The 23,372-nt window shown below is 63.7% G+C and carries 20 protein-coding genes; 11 read left to right on the top strand and 9 right to left on the bottom strand.

Going from position 1 to position 23,372, the window contains the following annotated elements; genetic code table 11:
* Nucleotides 1-33: 33 nt before the first annotated feature.
* Nucleotides 34-807 (top strand): imidazole glycerol phosphate synthase subunit HisF, encoded by a 774-nt coding sequence (gene hisF / locus HKD46_RS10385; protein ID WP_042881382.1) that lies wholly within the window; start codon nucleotides 34-36, stop codon nucleotides 805-807.
* A complete protein-coding gene (gene hisIE, locus HKD46_RS10390; RefSeq protein ID WP_029314506.1) occupies nucleotides 800-1,435 on the top strand; it encodes a bifunctional phosphoribosyl-AMP cyclohydrolase/phosphoribosyl-ATP diphosphatase HisIE in 636 nt (211 codons plus the stop codon). The genes hisF and hisIE overlap by 8 nt, the downstream gene beginning before the upstream one ends.
* Before the next feature lie 91 nt (nucleotides 1,436-1,526).
* Here the strand turns inward: hisIE and HKD46_RS10395 are convergent, their stop codons facing one another.
* The 3 genes from HKD46_RS10395 to HKD46_RS10405 form a co-directional block, all read right to left on the bottom strand.
* Complete coding sequence (locus tag HKD46_RS10395; protein WP_039039125.1) at nucleotides 1,527-1,847, bottom strand: hypothetical protein; 321 nt, start codon at nucleotides 1,845-1,847, stop codon at nucleotides 1,527-1,529.
* Nucleotides 1,848-1,912: 65 nt separating this feature from the next.
* On the bottom strand, nucleotides 1,913-2,611 hold the full coding sequence (locus HKD46_RS10400) for a YafY family protein (protein ID WP_171865407.1): 699 nt from the start codon (nucleotides 2,609-2,611) through the stop codon (nucleotides 1,913-1,915).
* A 190-nt stretch (nucleotides 2,612-2,801) separates the two neighbouring features.
* Complete coding sequence (locus HKD46_RS10405; RefSeq protein ID WP_171865391.1) at nucleotides 2,802-4,424, bottom strand: acyl-CoA synthetase; 1,623 nt, start codon at nucleotides 4,422-4,424, stop codon at nucleotides 2,802-2,804.
* Nucleotides 4,425-4,891: 467 nt separating this feature from the next.
* On the opposite strand from HKD46_RS10405, the gene HKD46_RS10410 reads away from it, so the two are divergent.
* Nucleotides 4,892-5,689 (top strand): helix-turn-helix transcriptional regulator, encoded by a 798-nt coding sequence (locus HKD46_RS10410; RefSeq protein WP_171865392.1) that lies wholly within the window; start codon nucleotides 4,892-4,894, stop codon nucleotides 5,687-5,689.
* 160 nt (nucleotides 5,690-5,849) lie between these two features.
* On the top strand, nucleotides 5,850-6,389 hold the full coding sequence (locus HKD46_RS10415) for a glycine zipper 2TM domain-containing protein (RefSeq protein WP_010674678.1): 540 nt from the start codon (nucleotides 5,850-5,852) through the stop codon (nucleotides 6,387-6,389).
* A gap of 158 nt (nucleotides 6,390-6,547) precedes the next feature.
* Here HKD46_RS10415 and HKD46_RS10420 read toward each other — a convergent pair whose 3' ends face one another.
* Nucleotides 6,548-9,766 (bottom strand): ExeM/NucH family extracellular endonuclease, encoded by a 3,219-nt coding sequence (locus HKD46_RS10420; RefSeq protein ID WP_235673819.1) that lies wholly within the window; start codon nucleotides 9,764-9,766, stop codon nucleotides 6,548-6,550.
* A gap of 596 nt (nucleotides 9,767-10,362) precedes the next feature.
* On the opposite strand from HKD46_RS10420, the gene HKD46_RS10425 reads away from it, so the two are divergent.
* From HKD46_RS10425 to HKD46_RS10450, 6 genes are all read left to right on the top strand, one after another.
* Nucleotides 10,363-11,484 (top strand): ABC transporter substrate-binding protein, encoded by a 1,122-nt coding sequence (locus HKD46_RS10425; RefSeq protein ID WP_171865393.1) that lies wholly within the window; start codon nucleotides 10,363-10,365, stop codon nucleotides 11,482-11,484.
* A gap of 123 nt (nucleotides 11,485-11,607) precedes the next feature.
* Complete coding sequence (locus HKD46_RS10430; RefSeq protein WP_171865394.1) at nucleotides 11,608-12,708, top strand: ABC transporter substrate-binding protein; 1,101 nt, start codon at nucleotides 11,608-11,610, stop codon at nucleotides 12,706-12,708.
* Between the two features lie 51 nt (nucleotides 12,709-12,759).
* Complete coding sequence (locus HKD46_RS10435; RefSeq protein WP_171865395.1) at nucleotides 12,760-13,812, top strand: iron ABC transporter permease; 1,053 nt, start codon at nucleotides 12,760-12,762, stop codon at nucleotides 13,810-13,812.
* The gene (locus HKD46_RS10440; protein ID WP_171865396.1) at nucleotides 13,805-14,575 is read left to right on the top strand and encodes an ABC transporter ATP-binding protein; all 771 of its coding nucleotides are present in this window, start codon (nucleotides 13,805-13,807) and stop codon (nucleotides 14,573-14,575) included. Before HKD46_RS10435 ends, HKD46_RS10440 begins: the two co-directional genes overlap by 8 nt.
* Before the next feature lie 55 nt (nucleotides 14,576-14,630).
* Nucleotides 14,631-15,860: an MFS transporter gene (locus tag HKD46_RS10445; protein WP_171865397.1), complete on the top strand. Its 1,230-nt coding sequence runs from the start codon at nucleotides 14,631-14,633 to the stop codon at nucleotides 15,858-15,860.
* Nucleotides 15,861-16,264: 404 nt separating this feature from the next.
* Complete coding sequence (locus HKD46_RS10450) at nucleotides 16,265-16,633, top strand: HNH endonuclease (RefSeq protein WP_171865398.1); 369 nt, start codon at nucleotides 16,265-16,267, stop codon at nucleotides 16,631-16,633.
* A gap of 89 nt (nucleotides 16,634-16,722) precedes the next feature.
* On the opposite strand, the gene HKD46_RS10455 is transcribed toward HKD46_RS10450, so the two are convergent.
* From HKD46_RS10455 to fadI, 5 genes are all read right to left on the bottom strand, one after another.
* Nucleotides 16,723-17,607 (bottom strand): AEC family transporter, encoded by an 885-nt coding sequence (locus tag HKD46_RS10455; protein WP_171865399.1) that lies wholly within the window; start codon nucleotides 17,605-17,607, stop codon nucleotides 16,723-16,725.
* Nucleotides 17,608-17,618: 11 nt separating this feature from the next.
* Nucleotides 17,619-18,176 (bottom strand): YaeQ family protein, encoded by a 558-nt coding sequence (locus tag HKD46_RS10460; protein ID WP_010674671.1) that lies wholly within the window; start codon nucleotides 18,174-18,176, stop codon nucleotides 17,619-17,621.
* A gap of 189 nt (nucleotides 18,177-18,365) precedes the next feature.
* On the bottom strand, nucleotides 18,366-18,506 hold the full coding sequence (locus HKD46_RS10465; protein ID WP_010674670.1) for a TIGR02808 family protein: 141 nt from the start codon (nucleotides 18,504-18,506) through the stop codon (nucleotides 18,366-18,368).
* Nucleotides 18,507-18,768: 262 nt separating this feature from the next.
* A complete protein-coding gene (gene fadJ / locus HKD46_RS10470) occupies nucleotides 18,769-20,916 on the bottom strand; it encodes a fatty acid oxidation complex subunit alpha FadJ (protein ID WP_171865400.1) in 2,148 nt (715 codons plus the stop codon).
* Nucleotides 20,916-22,226, bottom strand: coding sequence for an acetyl-CoA C-acyltransferase FadI (gene fadI, locus HKD46_RS10475; protein ID WP_171865401.1), 1,311 nt, complete (start codon nucleotides 22,224-22,226; stop codon nucleotides 20,916-20,918). Before fadI ends, fadJ begins: the two co-directional genes overlap by 1 nt.
* 183 nt (nucleotides 22,227-22,409) lie before the next feature.
* Here fadI and HKD46_RS10480 point away from each other — a divergent pair, with 183 nt between their 5' ends.
* Complete coding sequence (locus HKD46_RS10480) at nucleotides 22,410-23,360, top strand: MoxR family ATPase (RefSeq protein WP_171865402.1); 951 nt, start codon at nucleotides 22,410-22,412, stop codon at nucleotides 23,358-23,360.
* Nucleotides 23,361-23,372: the final 12 nt, after the last annotated feature.

The raw sequence follows: 23,372 nt of genomic DNA on the forward strand, positions 1-23,372 counted from the left end.
TTCTTTAACCGTGCTTTACATGGAGCAATGAGCATGTTGTCAAAGCGTATTATCCCCTGTCTCGACGTCAAAGATGGCGTGGTGGTCAAGGGCGTGCAGTTTCGCAACCACGAGGTGATGGGCGGCATTGTCGACCTCGCCCGCCGCTACGCCGCCGAGGGCGCCGATGAGCTGGTCTTCTATGACATCACCGCCTCGAGCGACGAACGGGTAGTGGACAAGAGCTGGGTAAGCCGGGTGGCGGAAGTCATCGACATCCCCTTCTGCGTCGCCGGCGGCATCAAAAGCGTGGAGGATGCCCGCCAGATCCTGGAATTCGGTGCCGACAAGGTCTCCATCAACTCCCCCGCCCTGGCCGATCCCACCCTGATCACCCGGCTCGCCGAGCGCTTCGGCGTGCAGTGCGTGGTGGTGGGTATCGACTCCTACTTCGATGCCGCCCTCGGTCAATATCAGGTCAAACAGTTTACCGGCGACGAGAGCCGCACCCGCACCACCACCTGGACCACCCTGGAGTGGGTACAGGAAGTGCAGCGCCGGGGCGCGGGGGAGATAGTGCTCAACGTGATGAACCAGGACGGCATGCGTCAGGGGTACGACCTTGAGCAGCTCAAGCTGGTGCGCGCCGTGTGCAAGGTGCCCCTCATCGCCTCCGGCGGCGCCGGGGCCATGGAGCACTTTCGCGATGCCTTTACCCTGGCCGACGTGGACGGGGCGCTGGCCGCCTCCGTGTTCCACAAGGGCCTCATTCCCATTCCCGAATTGAAACGCTGGCTGAAAAACGAAGGAGTCGCCATCCGTGAATAATCAAGCAGTAGACAATGCATTGCCGCTGGCCGAGCGCCTGGACTGGGCCAAGTGTGAGGGCATGATCCCCGCCATCGTCCAGCATTCCCTCAGCGGCGAAGTGCTGATGCAGGGCTTCATGACCCGCGAGGCGCTGGAAAAGACCCAGACCACCGGCCAGGTCACCTTCTTCAGCCGCAGCAAGCAGCGCCTGTGGACCAAGGGCGAGAGCTCGGGCCATGTGCTCAAGCTCGTCGCCATCACCACCGACTGTGATCAGGACTCCCTGCTCATTGCCGCCGACCCGGTCGGCCCCACCTGCCATCTGGGCAACCCCTCCTGCTTCGACGGCCACCCCGTGCCGCCGCTCGGCTTCCTGGCCGAGCTCGAACAGATTCTGGCATCACGCAAAGGGGCAGACCCCGCCACCAGCTACACCGCCAGCCTCTATGGCAAAGGCACCAAGCGCATCGCCCAGAAGGTGGGTGAAGAGGGGGTGGAAGTGGCCCTGGCCGCCATGGCGAAAGACAGAGAAGAGCTAATCAACGAATCCGCTGACCTGCTCTACCACCTGACCGTCTTGCTGCAAAACGAAGGCTTGGGTTTGAAGGATGTGGTGCAGCGCCTGCATGAGCGCCACACCAAGTAATTATTGAATTCTGTTCAACAAAACGGGCCCTATGGGCCCGTTTCATTTCATGATTGCCCCCTCGCCGGGGATGGCAGGCCCCGCGCCGCCCTCAGCCGATACGGGTCCAGAAGCTCATGTTGACCGAGTCATGGTCAAGCAGGGTCAGGTACTCCCCTGCCACGTCGTTGTGCAGCCACTGCTGGCAGTAGGCTTCCACCAGCGACTGGCTGGGGGCCATCACCACGTCGGCATAGAGGCCGTCGGCGCCGCGCAGCAGGCAGTGCATGATGAGCCCGGATTGCTGGACAAGAAACTCGGACTCGACCCGCCGTGACAGGGCGAGCAAATCAGCCTCCGTCACCCCTTCCCTGAGCCTGAAGGTGGCAAATTCGACGCCCCCTGCCTGTTGCATGTCACCCTTGATGATCATCTTTTTTCTCCGTTGTGGATGGTCTGGAGAACCCAGCATAACGAAGGGCTACTGACAGCCTTGTGTCAGTCCTGAATGACCTTTTCGGCGCCACTGCGCCCAGGGGGGAACGCGTCCGACTGGCGCAGGGCAAGGTAATCGGCCAGGGTCGCGCCAGGTGGTGCCCCTTCTCCCGGTCGGCACGACGCCAGGGTGTCGATGCGATCCACCCTGAAATCCCGGTAGGCCCGGCGCAGCGCACACCAGGCGCCGAGCGTCCAGCATCCGCCCCAGTAGAAGAGCCCGAGGGGAAAGAGCTGACGTTCCGTCCTGCTGGCGCTGGCATCCCGGTAGCCAATGTGCAGCCAGTGACCGGCCGTGATGGCGTCGTGCAACCTGTCCCAGCGAGCGTATGCAGGCTGCGCCGTGGAATAGTCCGGCACCCGCACCACGGGGACGCGAGGTGCCCGGGCCTCCTTGGCGGGCAGGGCCGCCTCAATCTTGGCGAGCAGGGCGCGGGCCGGATCGGCCATCCCCTTGCCCGTCAGCACCGCCACCAGGTTCACCCCGGTGATGAGGGCCTCCAGCTCGGCCGCACTCAGTTGCAACGGGGCCATTTCGAACCCCTCGCTCAGCCGATAGCCCAGCCCGGCTTCCCCGTAAACCGGAATGCCCGCCAAAGAGAGATCGTCGATATAGCGGTAGATGGTGCGCTCCGACACGCACAGGCGCGTCGCCAGATCCCGGGCGGTCAGGGGTTGATGCGCCCGCAGCAGGTTGGTCAGTTGAAACAGTCGGTCCGATTTTCTCACAGGCATCCTCAGGCTGGCGGGACATGGCGGCCATGGTAAGCCGGGACGGGCTCGAAAGGCACGTCTTGTTGGCTGGCGACCGCTACCGGCGAGGCCCTGCTTCTTTGCATCACGCAACACAAAACGGGCCCGCAGGCCCGTTGATGGCGCGGCGCCTTTGTCGTCACACCAACTGCTTGCGCAGCATGAATTTTTGCACCTTGCCGGTGGAGGTCTTGGGCAGCGGGGTGAAGATGATGCGCTTGGGGGCCTTGAAGTGGGCCATCTGCTCGCGGCAGAACGCAATGAGCTCGGCCTGGGTGAGCTCGCGCCCCTCCTTGAGCTTGACGAAGGCGCAGGGCACCTCCCCCCAGGTCTCGTCCGGCATGGCGATCACCGCGGCTTCTTCCACATCGGGGTGGCGATAGAGCACGTCCTCCACCTCCAGGCTGGAGATGTTCTCCCCGCCGGAAATGATGATGTCCTTGGATCTGTCCTTGATCTCCACATAGCCGTCCGGGTGCCAGACCGCGAGATCCCCGCTTCGAAACCATCCCTGTGCCATCGCCTCTTCGCTCGCCGCCGAGTTCTTGAGGTAGCCCTTCATGACGATGTTGCCCCGCAGCACTATCTCTCCCAGGGTTTTGCCATCCATGGGGACCGGCTCGCCGCTGACGGGGTTGATGACCCGCATCTCCCCTTGCAGGGGGGAGGCCACCCCTTGGCGCGCCTTGAGACGGGAGAGCGTGGTGGCATCCTGCCCCTGCCAGCGTCTTTGCGGCTCGCACACCACGCAGGGGCCATAGGTTTCGGTGAGGCCATAGACATGGGTCACGGCGATCCCCATGGCCTCCATGCCGGCGATCACGGTGGCGGGCGGCGCTGCCCCCGCCGTCATCGCCTTGACGGGGTGGTCGAGTCCCTGCTTGAGGGCCGGATCGGCATTGTTGAGCATATTGAGCACGATGGGGGCGGCGCAGAAATGGCTCACCTTGTGTTCGCGCAGCGCCCCGTAGATGGCCGCCGCCTGCACGTGGCGCAGACAGACGCTCACCCCGGCGGTGGCCGCCAGGGTCCAGGGGAAGCACCAGCCATTGCAGTGAAACATCGGCAGGGTCCAGAGGTAGACCGGGTGCTTGGGCAGCTCCCAGGAGAGGGCATTGTTGACCGCATTGAGGTGGGCGCCGCGATGGTGATAGACCACCCCCTTGGGGTTCCCCGTGGTGCCGGAGGTGTAGTTGAGGGAAATGGCCTGCCACTCGTCCGCCGGCAGCCAGCCGGGTTCGTCCCCGTCCCCCAGGGCGATGAACCCCTCGTAGTCGAGCTCGCCGACCAGCTCCCCTTCCCGGTAGAGGGGATCGTCGATGGCGATCACCAGGGGCTGGCTGTCAATGAGAGAGAGCGCCTTTCGCACCAGGGCGCCGAACTCCCGATCCACCAGCACCACCTTGCTCTGGGCGTGCTGGAAGATGAAGGCCATGGCGTCCGCATCGAGCCGGGTGTTGATGGTGTTGAGCACGGCGCCGCTCATGGGCACCCCGAAGTGCGCCTCGAACATGGCCGGCACATTGGGGGCGACGATGGAGACGGTGTCCCCCTCGCCAATGCCGTGACGGCGCAGGGCCGAGGCGAGCTGGCGGCAGCGCCGCTCGGTCTGGGCCCAGCTCTGGCGCAGGGGGCCGTGGATCAGCGCCGGATAGTCGGGATAGACACGGGCGGCCCGCCCCAGAAAGCTCAAGGGGGTCAGCGCCTCGAAATTGGCGGGCGTCTTGCCAAGGCCGGCGTCGTACATGTTCTGCTCTGTCATCGGATCCTTCCTCACAGGGGCACAAAACGGGGTGGCTCTCGCGGTTCACCACGACCGGCATTGCGCCCTTATACGGAGCCAGGACGCCGGCGGGAACCGGATGAAAGGGTATCAAGGGGGGCCGAGCCCAGGTATTAGCGAAACGTCTTAGGGTGGTGAGGAGATGACACATGCCCCCACCGACCACCTTGCCAAGGAGCATGAACGAGCCTCAAATCAATGCCGCCAGCACAAACATCAGACAAACCAGAAGGCACGCCAGTACGTTGACTACGGGGGGCAGCGCCAGTCCCCTGAGCCCCCCACTCACCCACAGGCTGTGCTCACTCCTGTCTATCCACTGAACACCGCCCCTCATCTGATCGCGATACATGACTACCTCTCCATGTGCTAAAAGAGAGCAAAGCATCACGCCAAGACCACATCAAGGCCATAAATACAAATGAATGGTCACCAGGAGATACCAAATGGATAGAGAGAGGACCCTCCCTCGGGACAGAGAAAGCATCGATCACGCCATGTGCCAGTTGTTCAAGCGCCACCTCAAGCGCGCCGGCATCTCGTACAAGGCGCTGGCGGGAGAGTTGAGCATGTCGGAAGCCAGTGTCAAACGACTGCTCAATCAGACTCAACCCTTCACTCTGGACCGCATGCTGGCGATTGCCACGCTCCTCGGCGTTCCCCTCTCCCAGATCCTGACGGAGGCAGAGCAGTTGGCCGCAAGCGTCGTCCACTTCACGCCGCAGCAGGATGCCGCCTTCTGCCAGCGCCCCGAGCTCTACAGCCTGTTGCTGCAGATCCTGCAACAGGGCACGGATCCCGATGCGCTGTGCCAGCACTTCGGGCTCAATGCCCCCTCGCTTTATCTGTATCTGCGCGAGCTCGAGCAGCTCGGACTCGTGGCGCTGCAGAGCGGACTCAGCTTTCGTCTGCTGGTGCCCCGGCACGTGGCATTTCGGGACTCGGCACGCTTCCCCCTGCGCTTCAAGAATCAAGTCATCGAAGGGTTGCAGGCACGCGTCCAGCACCTGACGCCCCGCGATCGTCAGGCCTATCTCATCACCGCCCGGCTTCGGCTGACCGAAGCCGAGTTCATGGAGTACCGCCTTGCACTGGAGACGCTCATGCTGGACACCCTCAAATTGAGCCTCAAGCGTGACCCTGCCACGCCGGATCTGGCGGACTACACCATCCTGGACATGGGCGCACTGGGCAGTTATCAACCCATGTTGCCGCAACCCGTCAACCTCAATCCCTCCACATAGGTCTCTTCTTTGTCGCCAATCGCCGACGCTATTTTTGTGCGGTCACTTTTTGCGCAGTCAGCCCCTGTCGCGATCCCGTGGCCCTTGCCTTGAGCCTGCGGTGCAAAATGCCAAGAATGATCCCAAGCCCTCAACGGGTATGAGTACGAGGAGAAGAGTGATGAACAAATCCATGTTGGCAGGTGTCGGGATCGGTGTGGCCTCTGCGCTGGCATTGTCGGCGGTCGCCAGCGGATCCCTGTTTTCATCAGAGCCCCAGTTTGCCGAGGTGCTGGCCAGCAAGCCGGTGACCGAGACCATCAAGACGCCACGTCAGGAGTGCCGCAACGTCACCCTGACCCACCGCAAGCCGGTGCAGGACGAGCACAAGATCCTGGGTACCGTGGTTGGCGCAGCCTTGGGCGGCGTGGTCGGCCACCAGTTTGGCGGTGGCAGCGGCAAGAAGGTGGCCACCGCCGCCGGTGCCGTGGCAGGGGGTTATGCCGGGAATCAGGTGCAGGGCAACATGCAGGCGGGTGATACCTACACCACCACGGAGCAGCGCTGCAAAACGGTGCAGGAGAGCAGCACCCGCACCATCGGCTATGACGTCACCTACCGCCTCGCCGGCCAGGAAGGGGTGGTACGCATGGAGAAGCAACCCGGCCCCACCATTCCGGTCAAGGATGGCAAGCTGGTACTGAGCAACGCGCAGGGTTGATACTCCGTTAGGAGCGCCCTGCCATGAGGAAGGCCCACCACGACGGTGGGCCTTTTTCATCTTCGCAACCCAACCTGTCTGCAACAGGTCTTCCCAACAAACGTCTTCCCAACTAAGAAAGGGGCCCGCAGGCCCCTTTTCATATTGAGACGTCATCCTCAGTGGCGACCGAAGGGCCACCAGGACTTGTCGTTGTCCAGAATGTCGACCCGGGTCTCCTGCAGGTTGCCCGGCTGGCCACCCTGCAGCGCGGCCAGGCTCACCTTGAACTGCTCGGTGGGTTCCACAAACCAGTCATCGATGATCAGCACCTTGACCGACTTGCTGCCCCCCTCGCCCGCGGCCCAGCTCACCGACTGACCGAACCAGGGCAGGAAATCCAGCCCCCAGCGCGCCGTGACCCCGTCAAGGGCCACCCGGGCCCGGGCCGGCTTGCTCAGATCGCCGCTGCGCACCAGGGGGATCTCGGCAAACCACTGCCCCTCGTTCACCGTGATACTGGCCTGAGCCAGCGAGATGGTGGACGGTGCCAGCTTGTCCTTGATGGTCACCAGGGTCTGGTGCTGATCCCCCAGGGCCGCGCCGCTCGGGTCAAACAGCTCCAGAGTAAAGGTCTCGTCCCCCTCGTGCAGGGTGTCGCTCTTCACCGGGATGCTGATGGTCTGGGGCTCGCTCTGCCCGGCAGCCCAGTGCAGGGTGCCGGTGAGGGGCGCCACGTCGCTTGCGTCCGCGCTGCCATGGACGATGCGATAACTCACGCTAGCCTCCCCATGGCTGCCATCGCGGCGCGCCACGCTCAAGACCAGAGTGTTGCCCTCCTCCACGTTTGCAGCGGCGCTCTCGAGGCTCAATACCCCGGCGGGCGGCAGCGGATACTGGATGGCCACCAGCACGGGATCGTGATCCGAGGCGCTGAAGGGCCCTTCGGATTTCGCCAGCTGGCCGCTGTACTTGCTGCCGTACTCGAAGAAGTTGCTCTCGGCGGAGTTGATGTGCCAATCCTCGATGCCGATCACCTTGGCCGCGAGGCTCGGGTTTGCCAGGGCGTGATCCAGGTTGCCGAGCTCCCCTTCGTAGCTGTAGGAGTAGGTGTCGGTGCCGTGGAAGCGGGTGTTGAGGTTCACAAACCCATACCCCTTGCCCAGGGCGCTGCCGCTCTCCTCAAAGGGCTGACCCGCCAGGGTGGTGAAGGAGGCGCTCATGATCTGGCGCGCCTGGGCGGCCGGATCATAGTCGGTCAGCACCCGGATGGGATCCTCCATGCCATAGGCGTTCATGTCGCCGATAAGCAGCAGATCCCCGGCCAGATCCTTGAGGTGCTCCCCCAGCACCTTGGCGGCGGAGACCCGCAGCGCGTTGCAGTGGCCCTGGCCATCCAGCGGATCGGCGCTGGCGTAGTCGGGGTAATCCTCGAAGCAGGCGGAGCCCTTGGACTTGAGGTGGTTGACCACCAGGGTCAGGGGCGCATCCCCCTTGGGCGAGCTGAAACGCTGCACCAGCGACTCGCGCATCCCCTGATTGATGGTCACCGGTTTGCCGCTGGCGTCCACCGCCTCGGCCTGCTGCACCGGCAGCGCGATAAGGCTGGCGGCCCCCTCCGGGGTCACTTTGGCGGGTCGGTAGATGAGCCCCACCGTGATGGCGTCGGTGCCAATGGGCTTGCCATCCGGCGAGGCAATCCAGCGGTAGTGATCCGCCTCGTCCGGCTGGGCGGCGTTGAGGGCCGTAACCAGATTGGCGATGGCGGAGTTGTCGCCATAGCCGTTGTTCTCGATCTCCATCAGCCCCACCACGTCGGCATTGAGGCGGGTGATGGCGCTGACTATCTTGGTGCGCTGCAACTCGAACTCCGCCACCGTCAGGGCGCCCCGGTTGCTGCCGGTGGGGTTGGCATCCCCGCCCACGACCGTGGTGAAGAAGTTGAGCACGTTGAAGCTCGCGACCCGCAGATCCCCCGCCTCGGCAAGTTCCGGCGTTTCCACCCGATCCCAGCCACTGTGATCTATCTGGCTCGCGTCGATGCGATTGCTGGCCACCAGCCTGAACAGGTTGTAGGAGTAACCAAGCGCCCCCTCCAGCCCGTTGAGCTTGTCGCCGATGCGCAGGTAACCGTCCTCGGCGTTGAAGCCGGGGAACCAGGGCAGCACACCGTCCGGCGCCTTGGCGTCGGTCTCCACCACCAGCTGGTTCTGCTGGTTGCGAAGGGCCCAGTCGCTCGCCTCCTGGCTCATGGCGGCAAATTTCTGGGTCGACTTGATGAGCGGCGCGCCATAAGAGAGCACCAGGTTGTTGCGCTTGCCGTCGTAATCGAAGCTGAAGTTGCGGGTCACCACCAGGCTGGAACCGGGCACCAGCCGTACCTGCATCCCCTCGTGACGCTCCAGCAGCTGGCTCAGGCTCTCGCCCGCCACCGGCAGCAGATCCACCGCAGCCGGGATGGCCCCTTGCGGCCGGGTCACCACCAGCTCGTCTGCGTTGATCTGGGTCTGGTTGAAATACTCCTTCACCTTGCCAGACACACACACCTCGGCCCCCGGCACGACGGCAGCGTTGGCCTTGGTGGTGTAGACGAAGAGGCCGTCGGAGGTAGCCGCATTCCCGTCCCCCTGCTCGTCCTGAATGAAGAAGCCCTTGTAGAGGCCGCTCACTACCTGGGTCACCACGCCGCGGGTGGCGTAAGCCTGTTCCGATTCGAACTTGCCGGCTGGCACCAGGGGGCTGCTGGTGCCGGGGCCCTGAATGGCGGGCACCGGCACCAACTGATCCACCGGGCAGACGAAGGCGGGCGGCTGGGTGCCATCGCAGGGACCATCGCCACTGCAACCCAGGCCACTGGCGTCATCTTTCGGGGCGGCCACGTATTCCTGCGCCGGATCAAAAGGGGACGTCGCATCAGTGCGGCCCATGGTGACGGTGGCCTTGCGGCGCAGGGTCATGTCCAGGGTCGAAACGTTGCCGGAGACCCAGGACGTGCCCGGATCCACCCCTACCTGGCCGAAGCTGTCCACTATCTCGCTGCCGCGATAGAGCACCAGGGCATCGTCGCCGTTGAACACCAGGTTGCCGCTGGTCTGATTGGCCTTGGCCAGGATCTCGGCATTTGCGGAGGGGTTGGCCAGCACCAGACTGGCGCCCGGGGCCAGGGTGCCTTGCAGCGCCAGGCTGTTGGTGGGGGATTCGCTGATGGGTTTGCCGTTGGCGTAGAGGGCCAGCCGGTATTGTGAGAGATCGACGGCGTCGCTGCCGAGGTTGCTCAGCTCCACCGCCTTGTTGTTGCCGGACCCTTCCAGGTATTCGGTGATGAGCAGTTGTGCCTGTGCCTGTCCAGCGAGCGCCAGCCCGACGGCCAGCGCCACCAGAGAGTGTCTTCCTGACATGGTCAGTTTCCTTTTTTATTTGCAGATCATGTTATTGGCGCCCCGCACAAGGCGGGCCGCAGCACCTTGGATGCAGCCATCAGCGGGAGGCATGTCAGCCCCCGGCCGAAACTGCGCGCCCACTCTGCCCCGTCGACGCCGGGGCTGCTGCGAGCTGGCTAACAATGACAACAAAATGTTGCGCCAAGGTGACGGGCAATACCCGAATGGGCAGTGTCTGCCATCGCTGCGCAGTAAGTTGTCGCCCCCCAGCCCCTGCTGGCTGCCTCCGTCAGGGAGCGACATCGGCTCCGGGGCAGACGGGGGGAACACTACGGCGGCCTCTGCCCGGTACCATTTCGTGAACAGCGCCACTCACAGACTCCGAATCATGGGCAAATCCATGGGTGCCATACCGGGCGCCACCCCCTTCGTGGCCCGAGAAGGCAGAAAACCGCGGGATGAGACTCTCTCCTGGTGCTCTTGTGGAACCGGTTCCAGTAATGACAGAAATAACAAGAGAGGGGATGACACAAACGTTTGTTGCTTTTGCGCTCGCGAATGGCAATAGTTCTCACTTTCTTTTTTGACCGTCTCTATTCTCGAGGTGCTACAAGATGTTTCGTCACCCCCTGGCAAAGTTGCTGCTGCTCGGCCAGCTCGTCCTGGTGAGCTGGATGGCGCAGGCCGCCCCCCCCGTTGAAGTGGAAGATGTGATGGGCCGCAAGGTCTCCCTCAGCCTTCCGGCAAGCCGCATCGTGCTCGGTTTCTATCCCGAAGATTACCTGGCGGTGGCCGGTGAAGGCGGCGCCGAACGCCTGGTGGGCATGTCCCTGGGCTGGTTCATGAAGTCCCGTCCCGCCATCTGGTCTCTCTACGTGGCCAGCCAGCCACAACTGGCCAACGTGCCGGACCTTGGCAACGTGCAGGATCAGAGCTTCTCCATCGAGAAGACCCTGGCGGTCAAGCCCGACCTGGTGATCCTGGCGAAGTGGCAATATGAGGCCCTGAGCGCCGACCTGCCACGTCTTGAGCAGGCGGGGATCCCGGTGGTGGTCATCGACTACAACGCCCAGACCCTGGCACAGCACATGGCGAGCACCCTGCTGCTTGGCAAGCTGACCGGCCAGGAGGCCCGTGCCCGGAAGATGGCCGACGAGTACAAGGCCAAGATTGACACCATCACCTCCCGCATCGCCGCCGCGAAGCGCACGCCGCCCCGGGTCTACATCGAGCTGGGTGACAAGGGCCCGGCCGAGTACAGCTACACCTATGGCAAGGACATGTGGGGCGCCATGGCCCTGCTGGCCGGTGGCAACAACGTGGCCGCCCCCTTCGTCGATCGCTGGGGTCCCATCCACCCGGAGCAACTGCTGGCGAGCAAGCCCGAGGTGATCCTGATGGCGGGCTACGAGAGCGTGAGCAGTGCCGTCGCCATGCAGGTCGGCCAGGATGTGTCGGCAGAGACCGTGCGCCAGCGTCTGCAAGGCTTTGCCGCCCGTCCGGGCTGGAGCGAGCTGCCTGCGGTGAAGGAGGGTCGCCTCTACGCGGTCTATCACGGCGCCACCCGCAGCATCATGGATGCCGCCCTCATCGAGTTCATGGCCAAGGCCCTCTATCCGGACCTCTTCCAGGATCTCGATCCCCTGGCCACCTATCAGGCGTTCTATCAGCACTACCTGCCCATCCGTCCCCAGGGCACCTTCATGCTGGGCATTCATCAGCACAACGCGCACTGAGTGTCAGCCGGGGTCTCTCCGGCTCATTCCCTCCTCCACCCGGTGGAGAACCCACCGGCGACCTCAGGTTGCCGGTGACAAAAACGACAAAAAACCACAAGACAAGATGGAGTTCACACGCAGATGACACTTTTCTCCCGCTATGCCAGCCTGGTGCTGGCAAGCCTTTGCTGCTTGTTTGGCACCGCACAGGCGAAAGTTGAAACCCTGACAGATGTGCTGGGACGGGAAGTCCAGGTCGATCTCCCCGCCAAGCGGGTAGTGCTCGCATTTTACTTTGAAGACTACATGGCCGTCGGTGGCGAACAGGCCTTCGATCGGGTCGTCGGCATCTCTCGCGAGGCCTGGGAAGGCTGGCGTCCTGCCAACTGGTCCCTCTTTACCGCCCATCGCCCCTCTCTCAAGGAGATAGCCGACGTAGGCGAGGTAGAAGTGCAGACCTTCTCGGTGGAAAAAGTGCTCGCCCTCAAACCCGACGTCGTCGTCCTGGCCGACTGGCAATATAAAGGTCTTGGCCAGGACGTGGCCCGTCTCGAACAGGCCGGTCTGCCCTTGGTGGTCGTGGACTACAACATGGAACTCCCCGCCAATCACAAGGCCAGTACCTTGCTGCTCGGCAAGATTGCGGGCACCGAGCCTCGCGCTCGCCAGCTCGCAGACGAGTACCAGCATGCCATCGACGAAGTACATGGCCGGATCGCCGCAGCCAATCTGCCCAAGCCCCGTTTCTACGTGGAGTTTGGCAACAAGGGGCCTGACGAATATGGCTTCAGCTATGGCAAGGGCATGTGGGGTCCGCTCGGCCACCTGGCTGGCGGCGACAACATCGCCGCCCCCTTTGTGGAATGGTACGGCCCCATGAACCCCGAGCAGGTTCTGGTCTCCAAACCCGAGGTCATCTTCCTCACCGGCACTGAATCCACCCAGAACCCCACCGCCGTGCTGCTGGGCCAGGGTGTCAATCCCGCGCTCGCTCGGGCACGGCTCCAGGCCTTTACCGAGCGTAAAGGTTGGGCGAACCTGCCAGCGGTGAAGGAAAAGCGCATCTATGGGATTTACCAGGGCGCCTCCCGCACGCTGCTCGATTACACCATGGTCCAGTTCATGGCCAAGGCGCTCTATCCGAGCCTGTTCAAGGAGATGGATCCGCTTGCCAACTACCTCGACTTCTATCGGCGCTATCTGCCGGTCAAGGCAGACGGCACCTTCGCTATCGCTCTTTAACCTTCAACCTTCGTGGGCGCCTCTTGTGGCGCCCGTTTCAGGATTGTCACCATGAATGATTTGGCTGCCCTGCAGCAGACCCTCGCCCGGCAGCGGCAGCGGGAGCGCCGTCGCTGGCACTGGCTCCTGCTGCTCGCCCTGATCCTGTGCATTACCCTGGTGCTCGACATCGCCACCGGCCCCTCCCTGCTGGCCCTGCACGACGTGATCGATGCCTTGATCGCCCCCGCCCAGGCCGATCCCATGACCCGCACCATCGTCCACGACATGCGCCTGCCCATAGCCCTCATGGCCCTGGTGGTCGGTGCCTCCCTCGGTCTTGGCGGCGTGCAGATGCAGACCCTGCTGGACAACCCCCTCGCCAGCCCCTACACCCTCGGGCTCGCGGCGGCGGCGGGCCTTGGCGCGGCGCTGGCCCTCTACACCGGCGGCCTCGGGCTTCCTCCCCTGGTGGCCATCCCGGCCGGTGCCTTCATTGTGTGCATGTTTGCCGCCTGCCTGCTGTTTGGTCTGGCCATGATGCGCCATGTCAGCAGCCAGACCCTGATCCTGGCGGGCATCGCCCTGCTGTTCCTGTTCCAGTCCCTGCTCTCCCTGCTGCAGTTCCTCTCCTCCCCCGAGCTCAACCAGCAGATCCTGTTCTGGCTGTTTGGCAGCCTGATGCGCACCACCTGGGACTCCCTGATCATCACCGCCGTCGTCACCCTGATCTGCACCCTGCTCATCTACCGTGACGCCTGGGCCCTCACCAGCCTGCGCCTCGGGGAAGCCCGCGCCCGCAGCCTCGGGGTTAACGTCGACAGACTGCGCATGAAAACCCTGGTGCTGGTCGCCCTGCTCACCGCTACCGCCACCAGTTTCGTCGGCGTGATCGGCTTCGTCGGCCTGGTGGCCCCCCATATCGCCCGCATGCTGGTGGGGGAAGATCAGCGCTTTTTGATCCCCCTCTCCGCCCTGTGCGGCGCCTGCATGCTCTCGGCGGCCTCGGTGCTCTCCAAGTCCATCATTCCGGGGGCCCTGTTCCCCATCGGCATCGTCACCGCGCTCATTGGCGTGCCCTTCTTCATCTGGTTGATCCTCGGCAGGGGGCGTAAACGTGCTTGAGATAACCCGACTCTCCCTCTCCCTCGGCCAGCAGACCCTGCTGCGGGAACTCGACCTTACCCTGCAGCCGGGTCAGGTCCATGTGATCATCGGCCCGAACGGGACCGGCAAGACCTCCTTGATGCGCACCCTCTTTGGTGAACTGACCCCGGACAGTGGCGACATTCGCCTCGGGGACCAGAGTGCCCGCCAGATGACGCAGGCCAGGTGGCGCCAGCAGTTTGGCTACATGCCCCAGAACATCCAGCTGGAGCTGGACTTGAGCGTCATCGAAGTGGTGGTGCTGGGGCGCCTCGACAGCCTCTCCATGCGCCTCGCGGACGAGGACATCCTGGCTGCCGGCCGCGCCCTGCAGGCGCTCGGCATCGCCCATCTGGCGGATCGCCCCCTCTACTCCCTGAGCGGCGGCCAGCGGCAGATGGTGCTCTTTGCCCAGGTGCTGCTGCGCGACCCCCGCATCATGATGCTGGACGAGCCGGTCAGCGCCCTGGACCTACACCACCAGATGCAACTGATGGAGCACCTGTGCCAGCAGACCCGGGAGCAGCAGTGGATCACCCTGGTGGTGCTGCACGACCTCAACCTGGCCGCCCAGTTTGCCGATCAGCTGATCGTGCTGGCAGGGGGAAATCTGCAGGCCTTCGGCCCCCCCGCCCGGGTGCTCGACGCGGCCCTCATCGAGCGCCTCTACCAGGTGCCGGTGGAGATAAGCCACGATCAGCACGGCATCCCCTTCCTCAGAACCCTGCGAAAGACATCATGACACAGTGCTGCGCCACCCCGGCGACCACCGCCCCACGCGCTGGCGGGAGGCGATCATGAACGGCGCCTCCTACTGGCGGGACTGGCAGGGCATGAGCCCGGCCGCCCGCCTGCTCATCACCAACGGGCTCGCCTTCAACCTCGGCTTTTACATGATGATGCCCTTCCTCGCCCAGCACATGGGCAGCGGGCTGGGCCTGGCCGGCTGGGCCTGCGGCCTCGTCATGGGGATGCGGGTCTTCAGCCAGCAGGGGCTCTTCCTGTTGGGCGGTACCCTTGGAGATCGCATCGGCTACCATCCCGCCATCGTCTGGGGCTGCCTGGTACGATCCTTGGGCTTCGTGCTGCTGGGCTGGGCCGAGTCCCTGCCCATCCTGCTGCTGGCCGCCGCCCTCACCGGCTTTGCGGGGGCCCTGTTCACCCCCTGCGCCCAGGCCTACCTTGCCAGCGAATGCCACAACCCGAGCCAGCGTCAGCGCGCCTTCGCCCTGCACAATCTGGCCAGCGAGGCGGGCATGCTGCTTGGCCCCTTGGTCGGCCTCACCTTGACCCAACAGAGCTATACCCTGACGGGGATCCTGGCGGCGAGCCTCTTCGCTCTGCTCGGAGTGCTGCAATACCGGGTGCTGCCCAAACGCCCGGTGAGCAACCAGAGCCCCCGTGGCGCCATCTTGCGCCAATGGGGGGAGATAGTGCGCCAGCGCCCCTTCATGGGGTTCACCCTGCTGGCAGGCAGCTACCAGATCCTGTTCCACCAGCTCTATCTCGCCCTCCCCGCCCATATCCAGAGCCTGCCGGACGCCACCCACCTGCTCGGCGGCGTCTTCACCCTCTCGGCGGTGATCGGTGTCGTGCTCCAGCTCCCGGCCTCCCGCCTGGTGGAACGCCGCCTGGGGGTGCCGCTCGCCATGGGGCTGGGGATAGGCATGATGGGCCTGAGCTATCTCGCCCTGCCCCTGCTGGCACCCTGGCCGACGGCAGGCGTGTTGACGCAGGTGGCCCTGCTTTCCCTGGGCTCCATCCTCTGCTTCCCGCTCTTCGCCGCCCAACTGCCCCGCTACGCCCCCCCTGAGCAGCTCGGCAGCTACTACGGCTTCTATGCCAGCGCCGGGGGCGGCATGGCGCTCATTGGCAACCTGCTCATCGGCTTTATGCTGGGGGATGCGGGCAGCCGCCCCGCCACCGCCATCTGGTGGCTGCTGGCACTCGCCGGCCTGCTGGCGGGGTTTGGTCTCTATACCCAACTGCGCAAGGATGGCCAGGTGCAACCTGCTCCCCATCAATAAACAGGGCGGCCAAGGCCGCCCTTTTTTATCCCATTCATCCCTCTCCGATCCCCAGCCTTTTCATCTAACCCGAAACAGGGCTATATGCTTGGCATCAATCGCACTCTAATCAGATATATACACTGTACCTTCCATAATGCCTCCAGGAATGGACCTGTTTGCACCCACGATGCCATGTATATCCTCTTGTTTTGTTGGCTTTACAATTAATGGCGCACCCGCTATTAATTGATTGCCGCTGTTTCATAAGAGGAGCGGTGTAAGGCTGATCCGCCTAAGCCGGTCAGTACCCGCTCTGAGTCTATACAGACCGACGGGACTTCAACTTGAACCGAAGTCCGTCCGGCCACCATCCAATCCATACCGTCACGGACTTCAATATCAAACTTATTGAGGTCACGACCATGGGTAACATCGCCAAACAACGCCATCAGGCTGCAGTTCGTCAATCCTTTCACTGCTTCTATTGCGGACTGCCGATGTGGGAAGCCTCCCCTGCCGCACTGATGCATCAATACCGCCTCACCCCTGCCGAAGCACGGCTGTTGCAGTGCACGGGGGAACATCTACAGCCACGCAGCAACGGCGGTTCGAACCAGCCTGCCAATATCGTGGCCGCCTGTCGGCACTGCAACGGCACCCGCCACAAAACCCCCAAGGTGCTATCCCCTGAGCAGTATCAGAAAAAGGTACGGGCACGGGTGGGTAAAGGGGGCTGGTTTCCGAAAGGGATCACCAGCAAGGTAAAGGGGAACAAAACCAATCGGGTTTAAGGCCGTAGGTTCGATTTGCGAAGCGTAATCGGACATTCGCGATAGCAATAAAAAGGACGCCATCAGGCGTCCTTGAAAACAAAATCGGGTCAACTCCCCAGATGCAGCGCCAACCAGACCGCAAAGGGGATCACCACCACAGAGAGCGCATTGCCGCCGAGCACGATGCTGGCCACCTTGTCGGGCTGGCACTGGTACTGCTCACTGAGGATGTAATTGAGCACCGCCGGGGGCAGCGCCACCGACAGCATCAGGAGTGGTATCCAGTCAGGTTCGAGGGGCAGCAGCCAGACGGCGAGCCCCAGGGAGATGGCTCCCGCCAGCAGGTAGAGCAGGTTGCACTTGATGGCCAGCCCCAGATGATCCAGCTCCCCTTCCATCAGCCGGATGCCTAAGGCAAACAGCATCAGGGGCACCGCTATCTGACCGAGCAGGGCGGCGCTGGTCACCAGGTATTCCGGCAGCGGGATATGCAGGTTGGCCACCAGCAGCCCGGCGAAGGCGGCCCAGAGCACGGGGCTTCTCAGCCAGCCCCAGCGGGAGCTGCTGGCCGAGAGGATGAACATGCCCACCGAGAAGTGGAGCAGGTTGGAGAGCACAAAGAGGATGACGATGGCGCCGAGCTGCTGCTCGCCAAAGGCGAGCACCATCAGCGGAATGCCGAGGTTGCCGGTGTTGCGAAACATGGCGGGCAGGATCAGTGCGGCCCGCTCTATCTCCTTGAGTTTGAGCAGGGAGAGCAGCAAGCCGGGCAGCAGGATGACCAGGGCACCGGCCCCCACAAGGGGCAGGTGCGCCGCGAGATCCAGGGGGTATTTCACCAGGGCCGAGAAGACCAGCGCCGGAGTAAAGAGTTCGATATTGGCCCGGTTGACATAACCCAGGGCCCCGCCCGGTCGCAGCCGTCCATAGAGGGCGCCAAGGCCCACCACCGCAAACACGGGAATGACGATATTGAGCAGGGCGCTGAACATGGGTATCCCGTTTACAGTTCGCGGGCCGGGCGTCCCATCAGCACCACGGGGTCCAGCGTCACCTCCTGGCTGCCGTTGCTGACCCAGAGCTGGCCGTCGGAGATGGTGCAGGTGAGCTGCATGGTGCGCTCCACCATGGCCGCCAGGGGCAGGGTCTGGCTGTCGGAGAGTTCGATGACGCTCAGGTTGTCGTGCAGACCGAGCTTGCCCTGGTTCTGCTTCCACCAGACGCTGGTGCCACGACCGCCATAGAGGTAGAGCACCACCTGGCGAGAGCGGTTGCATGCCTTCTTGAGACGGCGCTCGTCCGGCTGACCCAGCTCAATCCAGAGTTCAATCTCGTCGGAGTAGTTCTTGCACCAGAGCTCGGGCTCGTCGTCGGCTGAGAGCCCCTTGGTGAACTCCAGCCGCTCGGCGGCATGCCAGGCGAAGGCCGCGAGGCGGATCATCATGCGCTCGTCGGTCTCGGAGGGGTGACGGGCCAGGGTGAGGGAGAAGTCCTGATAGAGATTGCGATCCATGTCAGACAAGCTGATCTGGGCCTTGAAGATGGTTGCCTTGAGCGCCATAGAAGTCGTGAATACCTGATAAAAGAGAAGGGGGCGGACATGCCGGGCGTCAGTGTAATCAAAATGGCCGCCGGGTTCGACCGTCTTGCGCTCCCTTTACCCCATCAGGGGCGGGACAAGTGCTTCAGAAGACACAAAAAACAAATGCCAGTCGTGAGACTGGCATTTGGCGGCATGAACGAGAGTGACTCACTTCTCGGCGGACTTGACCCCGAAGGCATTGAGCAGCAGGCAGCAGGTCACTGCCACTGCCACGAACCCGCTCAGGAAGATAAAGGGCATGGCCCCATACCCCAATACAGTCCAGATGGTGTGTTCAAGCAGACTCATAGTGTGTCCTTCATCCAGTGAAATGGGTGTCCCTTTCGTGACGGGGTCGCCCCCGTTCCTGATGAGACTATTTGACCTCAACCCGCGCCTGAGTCCTATGCCACCAAAGTAATAAATGGGGCACCTGTTTGCGCCAGATCAAGGTTTTACCCCTCTCCGCCCCGTTTTTCTTCGCGCCCTCGCCCCAAACCGGAAAGGTACGCCCAACAAAAAGCGAGGCGACCTTGGGGTCGCCTCGCTCGATGCATGCCGTCGAGAGCCATCAGTAGAAAGTCTGCTGCTCCGCCGCCATCGCTTTCAGCCGCGCACAGGGGGCGAAGCGGTCGCCAAAGCGCTTCTGATGGTGCTCAAGACGCCCCACCAGATAGTCGATGCCGAGGCTGTCCATGTAGCGGAACGGACCGCCCAGGAAGGGAGGGAAGCCGATGCCGAAAATGGCGCCGATGTCGCCGTCCCGGGCCGAGGCCACCACGCCGCCATCCAGGGCCATGGCCGCTTCGTTGAGCATCAACAGCACGCAGCGCTCGGCGATCTCCTGCCTGGCAAGCTTGGCCTGGGGCTTGACGCCCAGCACGTCGTAGACGCTCGCGTCCACCGTCTTCTTGCCCTCCTTGCCGGTGAGCTTGTTGCGCGGGGCCGCCTTGCCATAGAGATAGAAGCCCTTGCCGTTCTTGCGCCCCTTGCGATCGTCTTCCAGCAGCTTGTCAAAGGCCTTGGGCGCCTGGAACTGCTCGCCACCCAGCTCTTTTTCGAGGATGGGGGAGATCTTGGCCCCCACGTCGATCCCCACCTCGTCCAGCAGGGTGATGGGGCCGACCGGGAAGCCGAAGTCGAGCAGAGCGCCGTCCAGTACCTCCACCGGCTCCCCTTCCAGCACCAGGCGCGCCGCCTCGTTCATGTAGGGCGCCAGGATACGGTTGACGTAGAAGCCGGCCTCGTCCTTCACCACGATCGGGGTCTTGCCCTGGGCCCGGGCGAAGGCCAGGGTGGTGGCCACCGTCTCGGCGCTGGTACCCGCGTGGGGAATGATCTCGGCGAGCGGCATCTTGTCCACCGGGCTGAAGTAGTGCAGCCCCACCACCCGCTCCGGATGCGTCGCCGCCGAGGCGATCTGGTGGATGGGCAGGGAGGAGGTGTTGGAGGCAAACACGGTGTGCTCCCCGCACTCGCGCTCCACGTCCTGCACCATCTGGTGCTTGAGGTTGATGTCCTCGAATACCGCTTCCACCACCATGTCCACCCGGTGGAAACCGGAATAGTCCAGGGTGCCGGTGAGCAGGCTCATCTGTTTCTCCAGCTCGCTGCGCAGCAGTTGGCGACGCTTGAGCTTCCTCGCGAGAAGGTCGTAGCTGTAACGCATGGCATTGCCGATGCCGGCGCTCGCCACATCCTTGATCCGCACCGGTACCCCCGCCTTGGTGGCGGTGACGAAGGCAATACCCCCCCCCATCAGGCCGCCCCCCAGCACGGCGGCATGACCCACCTTGCGCGGCTCGGCCCCCTGATAGCTCACCTCTTTCTTCATCTCCGTGGTGGCGAAGAAGAGGGAGCGCAGGGCGGCGGATTCCGGCGTCATCACCAGCTCGCCGAAGTGGCGGGCCTCGGCCTGCAGGCCGGCCTGCATCCCCTCCTCCACGCCGATGCGCACCACCTCGATGATGCGCTCCGGTGCCGGGTAGTTGCCCCGGGTCTTGGCCTTGACCCCCTTGCGGGCCTGATCGAACAGCACCTTGCGACCAAATTTGTTGGTCTCCAGCACCTTGCCCTGCAGATCCCGTTTCAGGTGGTGGCGCGGCTTGCCCTTCTTGGCAAGCTTGATGGCGGCCTCCAGCAAAATGGACGGGGGCACCATGTCATCCACCAGCCCGAGCTTCCTGGCCTGTTTGGCCCGCACCTGCTTGCCGGTCAGCATCAGATCCAGTGCCTTGGCCACCCCGATGAGGCGCGGCAGGCGCTGGGTACCGCCGGAGCCCGGCAGCAGGCCGAGCTGCACTTCCGGCAGGCCCAGTACGGTTTTACCGTGATCGGTCACCACCCGGCCATGACAGGCGAGCGCCAGCTCCAGCCCGCCGCCAAGGCAGGGGCCGTGAATGGCGGCGATCACCGGGATCCCCAGGGCTTCGATCTCGGCGAACACGTCCTGTCCGGCCCGGGACAGCGCTTCGGCATCCTGGGCGCTGGTGCAGGCCGCCAGCATGGCGATGTCGGCCCCGGCAACGAAGGAGTCCTTCTTGCCGGAGACGATCACCAGACCGATCAGATCCCCGTTCCCCTTTACCTCGGCCAGCAGAGTGCGGATCTCGTCCGCAAAGGAGGCCTTCAGGGTGTTCATGGTCTCACCGGGCACATCCATGGTGAGGATGCCGATGCCGTCTTTGCGAATATCCAGAGAAAAAGTCTTGGCACTCATCATTCCACCTCCAGCACCATGGCCACACCCAGCCCACCCGCGGCACAGGCGGTGTTGAGCCCCAATCCCCCACCCCGGCGCCGCAGTTCATGCAGGGTCTGGGTGATCATGCGCGCCCCGGTGGCGGCAAAGGGGTGACCAAAGGCCAAAGAGCCGCCGAGCACGTTGAACTTCTCCATGTCCACCTCGCCGATGGCCTGATCCCGGCCCAGCCTGTCACGGGCAAATTCGGCGCTTGCAAACATCTTGAGGTTGGCGAGCGTCTGGGCAGCAAACGCTTCGTGCATGTCGATGAGGGTGAGATCCCCAAGGGTGATGCCGGCACGGTCCAGCGCCAGCGGCGTGGCATAGGAGGGGCCCATCAGCATGTCCTGCCATACGTCGATGGCGGAAAACGCGAAGCTGCGGATGTAACCCAGCGGCTCCAGACCCAGCTCGCGGGCACGCCCTTCGCGCATCATCAGCACGGCGGCGGCGCCGTCGGTAAGCGGAGTGGCGTTGGCGGCCGTCACCGAACCGTGGGCCCGGTCAAAGACCGGTTTGAGCTTGGCGTAACTCGCCAGATCCGAGCTTTCACGGATGTTGTTGTCCCGCTCCAGCGGCGACTTGTAGGGGGGCACGTGGGCGGTGAACACCTCGCCACTCAATTTGCCCTGGGCCCAGGCTTCGGCCGCCAGGGTGTGGGAGCGGTGGGCCAGCGCATCTTGCGCCTCGCGGCTGATCTGGTGGGTCTTGGCCATCTGCTCGGCGGTCTGCCCCATGGAGAGACCGGTGGAGTACTCGGCCACGGCCGGGGGCACCGGCAGCAGGTCCTTCAGGCGCAGACGGCGCAGAATATTGAAACGCTGCTGGAGGTTGCGCGCCTTGTTGAGATCCACCAGGGCGCGGGCCAGAGACTTGCTGACCCCGATGGGCAGCACGGAAGAGGAGTCGGCACCGCCGGCAATGGCGATGTCCACCGTGCCGGCCATGATGGATTCGGTGACGTTGGCCACCGCCTGGAAACTGGTGGCGCAGGCGCGCGACACGCTATAGGCATCGGTGCTGACGCTCATGCCGGTGCCGAGCACGATCTCCCGGGCGATGTTTGGCGCTTCCGGCATCTGCACCACCTGGCCGAACACCAGCTGGTCGATGAGCTTGGGGTCGAGATCGGTGCGGGCGAGCATCTCGCTCACCACCAGTTTGCCCAGATCCACCGCAGGCACGCCGTGAAAAGCGGTGGCCTGCTTGGCAAAGGGGGTGCGCAGACCCGCCACGACGGCTATCCGTTCGCCCTGGCGAGTCGTCAGTTTCAATGGCTGTTTCATCCTGGCTCCTTGGGTTAAAAAGGCAGAGGTCTGACCTCATTGCGCCACATCTTAACAATCCAATCACAACTTTCATACGGCTGATTGAAACTAAATTGTCCCCATCTTGCCACCCTCCCTCGCCCTTGTGAGCCAACTGGGGTATAAAAAGATCAACTTCCATAAAAACAACGGGTTTATCGCATGGCAGCGGCCGAGTTCAGAGCACTTGGAGACTATCTGGGCAGCCAGATCCTGGGACAGGGTCCCCTCATCGAGGGGCTGCTGATCGCCCTGTTATGTGAAGGACATGTGCTGATCGAGGGTGCCCCCGGTCTTGCCAAGACCCGGGCGGTCAAGGCGCTGGCCGGTGCCGTGGAGGGGCGCTTTGCCCGTATCCAGTTCACCCCGGATCTGCTCCCTGCCGATCTCACCGGCAGCGAGGTCTTCCATCCCCAGGATGCGAGCTTCGTGTTTCAACCCGGTCCTCTGTTCAACCATCTGGTGCTGGCGGACGAGATCAACCGGGCGCCGGCCAAGGTGCAATCCGCCCTGCTGGAGGCCATGGCCGAGCACCAGATCACCGTGGGCAAGAAGAGCTGGCGCCTGCCCTCCCTCTTCATGGTTGCCGCCACCCAGAACCCCATCGAGCAGGAAGGGACCTATCCCCTGCCGGAGGCCCAGCTCGATCGCTTCTTGCTCAAGCTGCTGGTGGATTACCCCAGCCCCGCCATGGAGCTGGCCATCCTCCAGCTCAACGCCCGCGGCGACGCCCTGCCGACGCCGCCGGTCACCCTCAGCCAGTCCGACCTGCTGGAAGCCCGCACCGCCGTTCAAGGGGTACAGATGCAGGGGCGCCTCGAGCACTATCTGGTGCAACTGGTGTGCGCCACCCGCCCCGGCAGCGGCCGGTGCCCCGAGCTAGACCCCCTGGTCGCGGTGGGGGCCAGTCCCAGAGCCAGCATCGGCCTCGCAAGAGCCGCACGGGCCCGGGCCTGGCTCGCCGGGCGCGACTTCGTGCTGCCCGAAGACATCCAGCAACTGGCGCCAGCCGTGCTGCGCCACCGCCTCATCCCGAGTTATCAGGCGCTGGCGGACAACCTCGATAGCGAGGCGCTCATCGCCCTGCTGCTGGATGCCATTCCATGCCCCTGAGCCGACCCCCAC

It is taken from the genome of Aeromonas sp. TW 6, assembly GCF_013168745.1.
Taxonomy (GTDB): domain Bacteria; phylum Pseudomonadota; class Gammaproteobacteria; order Enterobacterales; family Aeromonadaceae; genus Aeromonas; species Aeromonas caviae.

Coding starts and splice junctions, on each gene's coding strand:
- hisF (WP_042881382.1), top strand. CDS start 34: ATGTTGTCAAAGCGTATTATCCCCTGTCTCGACGTCAAAGATGGCGTG.
- HKD46_RS10395 (WP_039039125.1), bottom strand. CDS start 1,847: ATGATCATCAAGGGTGACATGCAACAGGCAGGGGGCGTCGAATTTGCC.
- HKD46_RS10405 (WP_171865391.1), bottom strand. CDS start 4,424: ATGACAGAGCAGAACATGTACGACGCCGGCCTTGGCAAGACGCCCGCC.
- HKD46_RS10410 (WP_171865392.1), top strand. CDS start 4,892: ATGGATAGAGAGAGGACCCTCCCTCGGGACAGAGAAAGCATCGATCAC.
- HKD46_RS10415 (WP_010674678.1), top strand. CDS start 5,850: ATGAACAAATCCATGTTGGCAGGTGTCGGGATCGGTGTGGCCTCTGCG.
- HKD46_RS10420 (WP_235673819.1), bottom strand. CDS start 9,766: ATGTCAGGAAGACACTCTCTGGTGGCGCTGGCCGTCGGGCTGGCGCTC.
- HKD46_RS10425 (WP_171865393.1), top strand. CDS start 10,363: ATGTTTCGTCACCCCCTGGCAAAGTTGCTGCTGCTCGGCCAGCTCGTC.
- HKD46_RS10430 (WP_171865394.1), top strand. CDS start 11,608: ATGACACTTTTCTCCCGCTATGCCAGCCTGGTGCTGGCAAGCCTTTGC.
- HKD46_RS10435 (WP_171865395.1), top strand. CDS start 12,760: ATGAATGATTTGGCTGCCCTGCAGCAGACCCTCGCCCGGCAGCGGCAG.
- HKD46_RS10445 (WP_171865397.1), top strand. CDS start 14,631: ATGAACGGCGCCTCCTACTGGCGGGACTGGCAGGGCATGAGCCCGGCC.
- HKD46_RS10450 (WP_171865398.1), top strand. CDS start 16,265: ATGGGTAACATCGCCAAACAACGCCATCAGGCTGCAGTTCGTCAATCC.
- HKD46_RS10455 (WP_171865399.1), bottom strand. CDS start 17,607: ATGTTCAGCGCCCTGCTCAATATCGTCATTCCCGTGTTTGCGGTGGTG.
- HKD46_RS10460 (WP_010674671.1), bottom strand. CDS start 18,176: ATGGCGCTCAAGGCAACCATCTTCAAGGCCCAGATCAGCTTGTCTGAC.
- HKD46_RS10465 (WP_010674670.1), bottom strand. CDS start 18,506: ATGAGTCTGCTTGAACACACCATCTGGACTGTATTGGGGTATGGGGCC.
- fadJ (WP_171865400.1), bottom strand. CDS start 20,916: ATGAGTGCCAAGACTTTTTCTCTGGATATTCGCAAAGACGGCATCGGC.
- fadI (WP_171865401.1), bottom strand. CDS start 22,226: ATGAAACAGCCATTGAAACTGACGACTCGCCAGGGCGAACGGATAGCC.
- HKD46_RS10480 (WP_171865402.1), top strand. CDS start 22,410: ATGGCAGCGGCCGAGTTCAGAGCACTTGGAGACTATCTGGGCAGCCAG.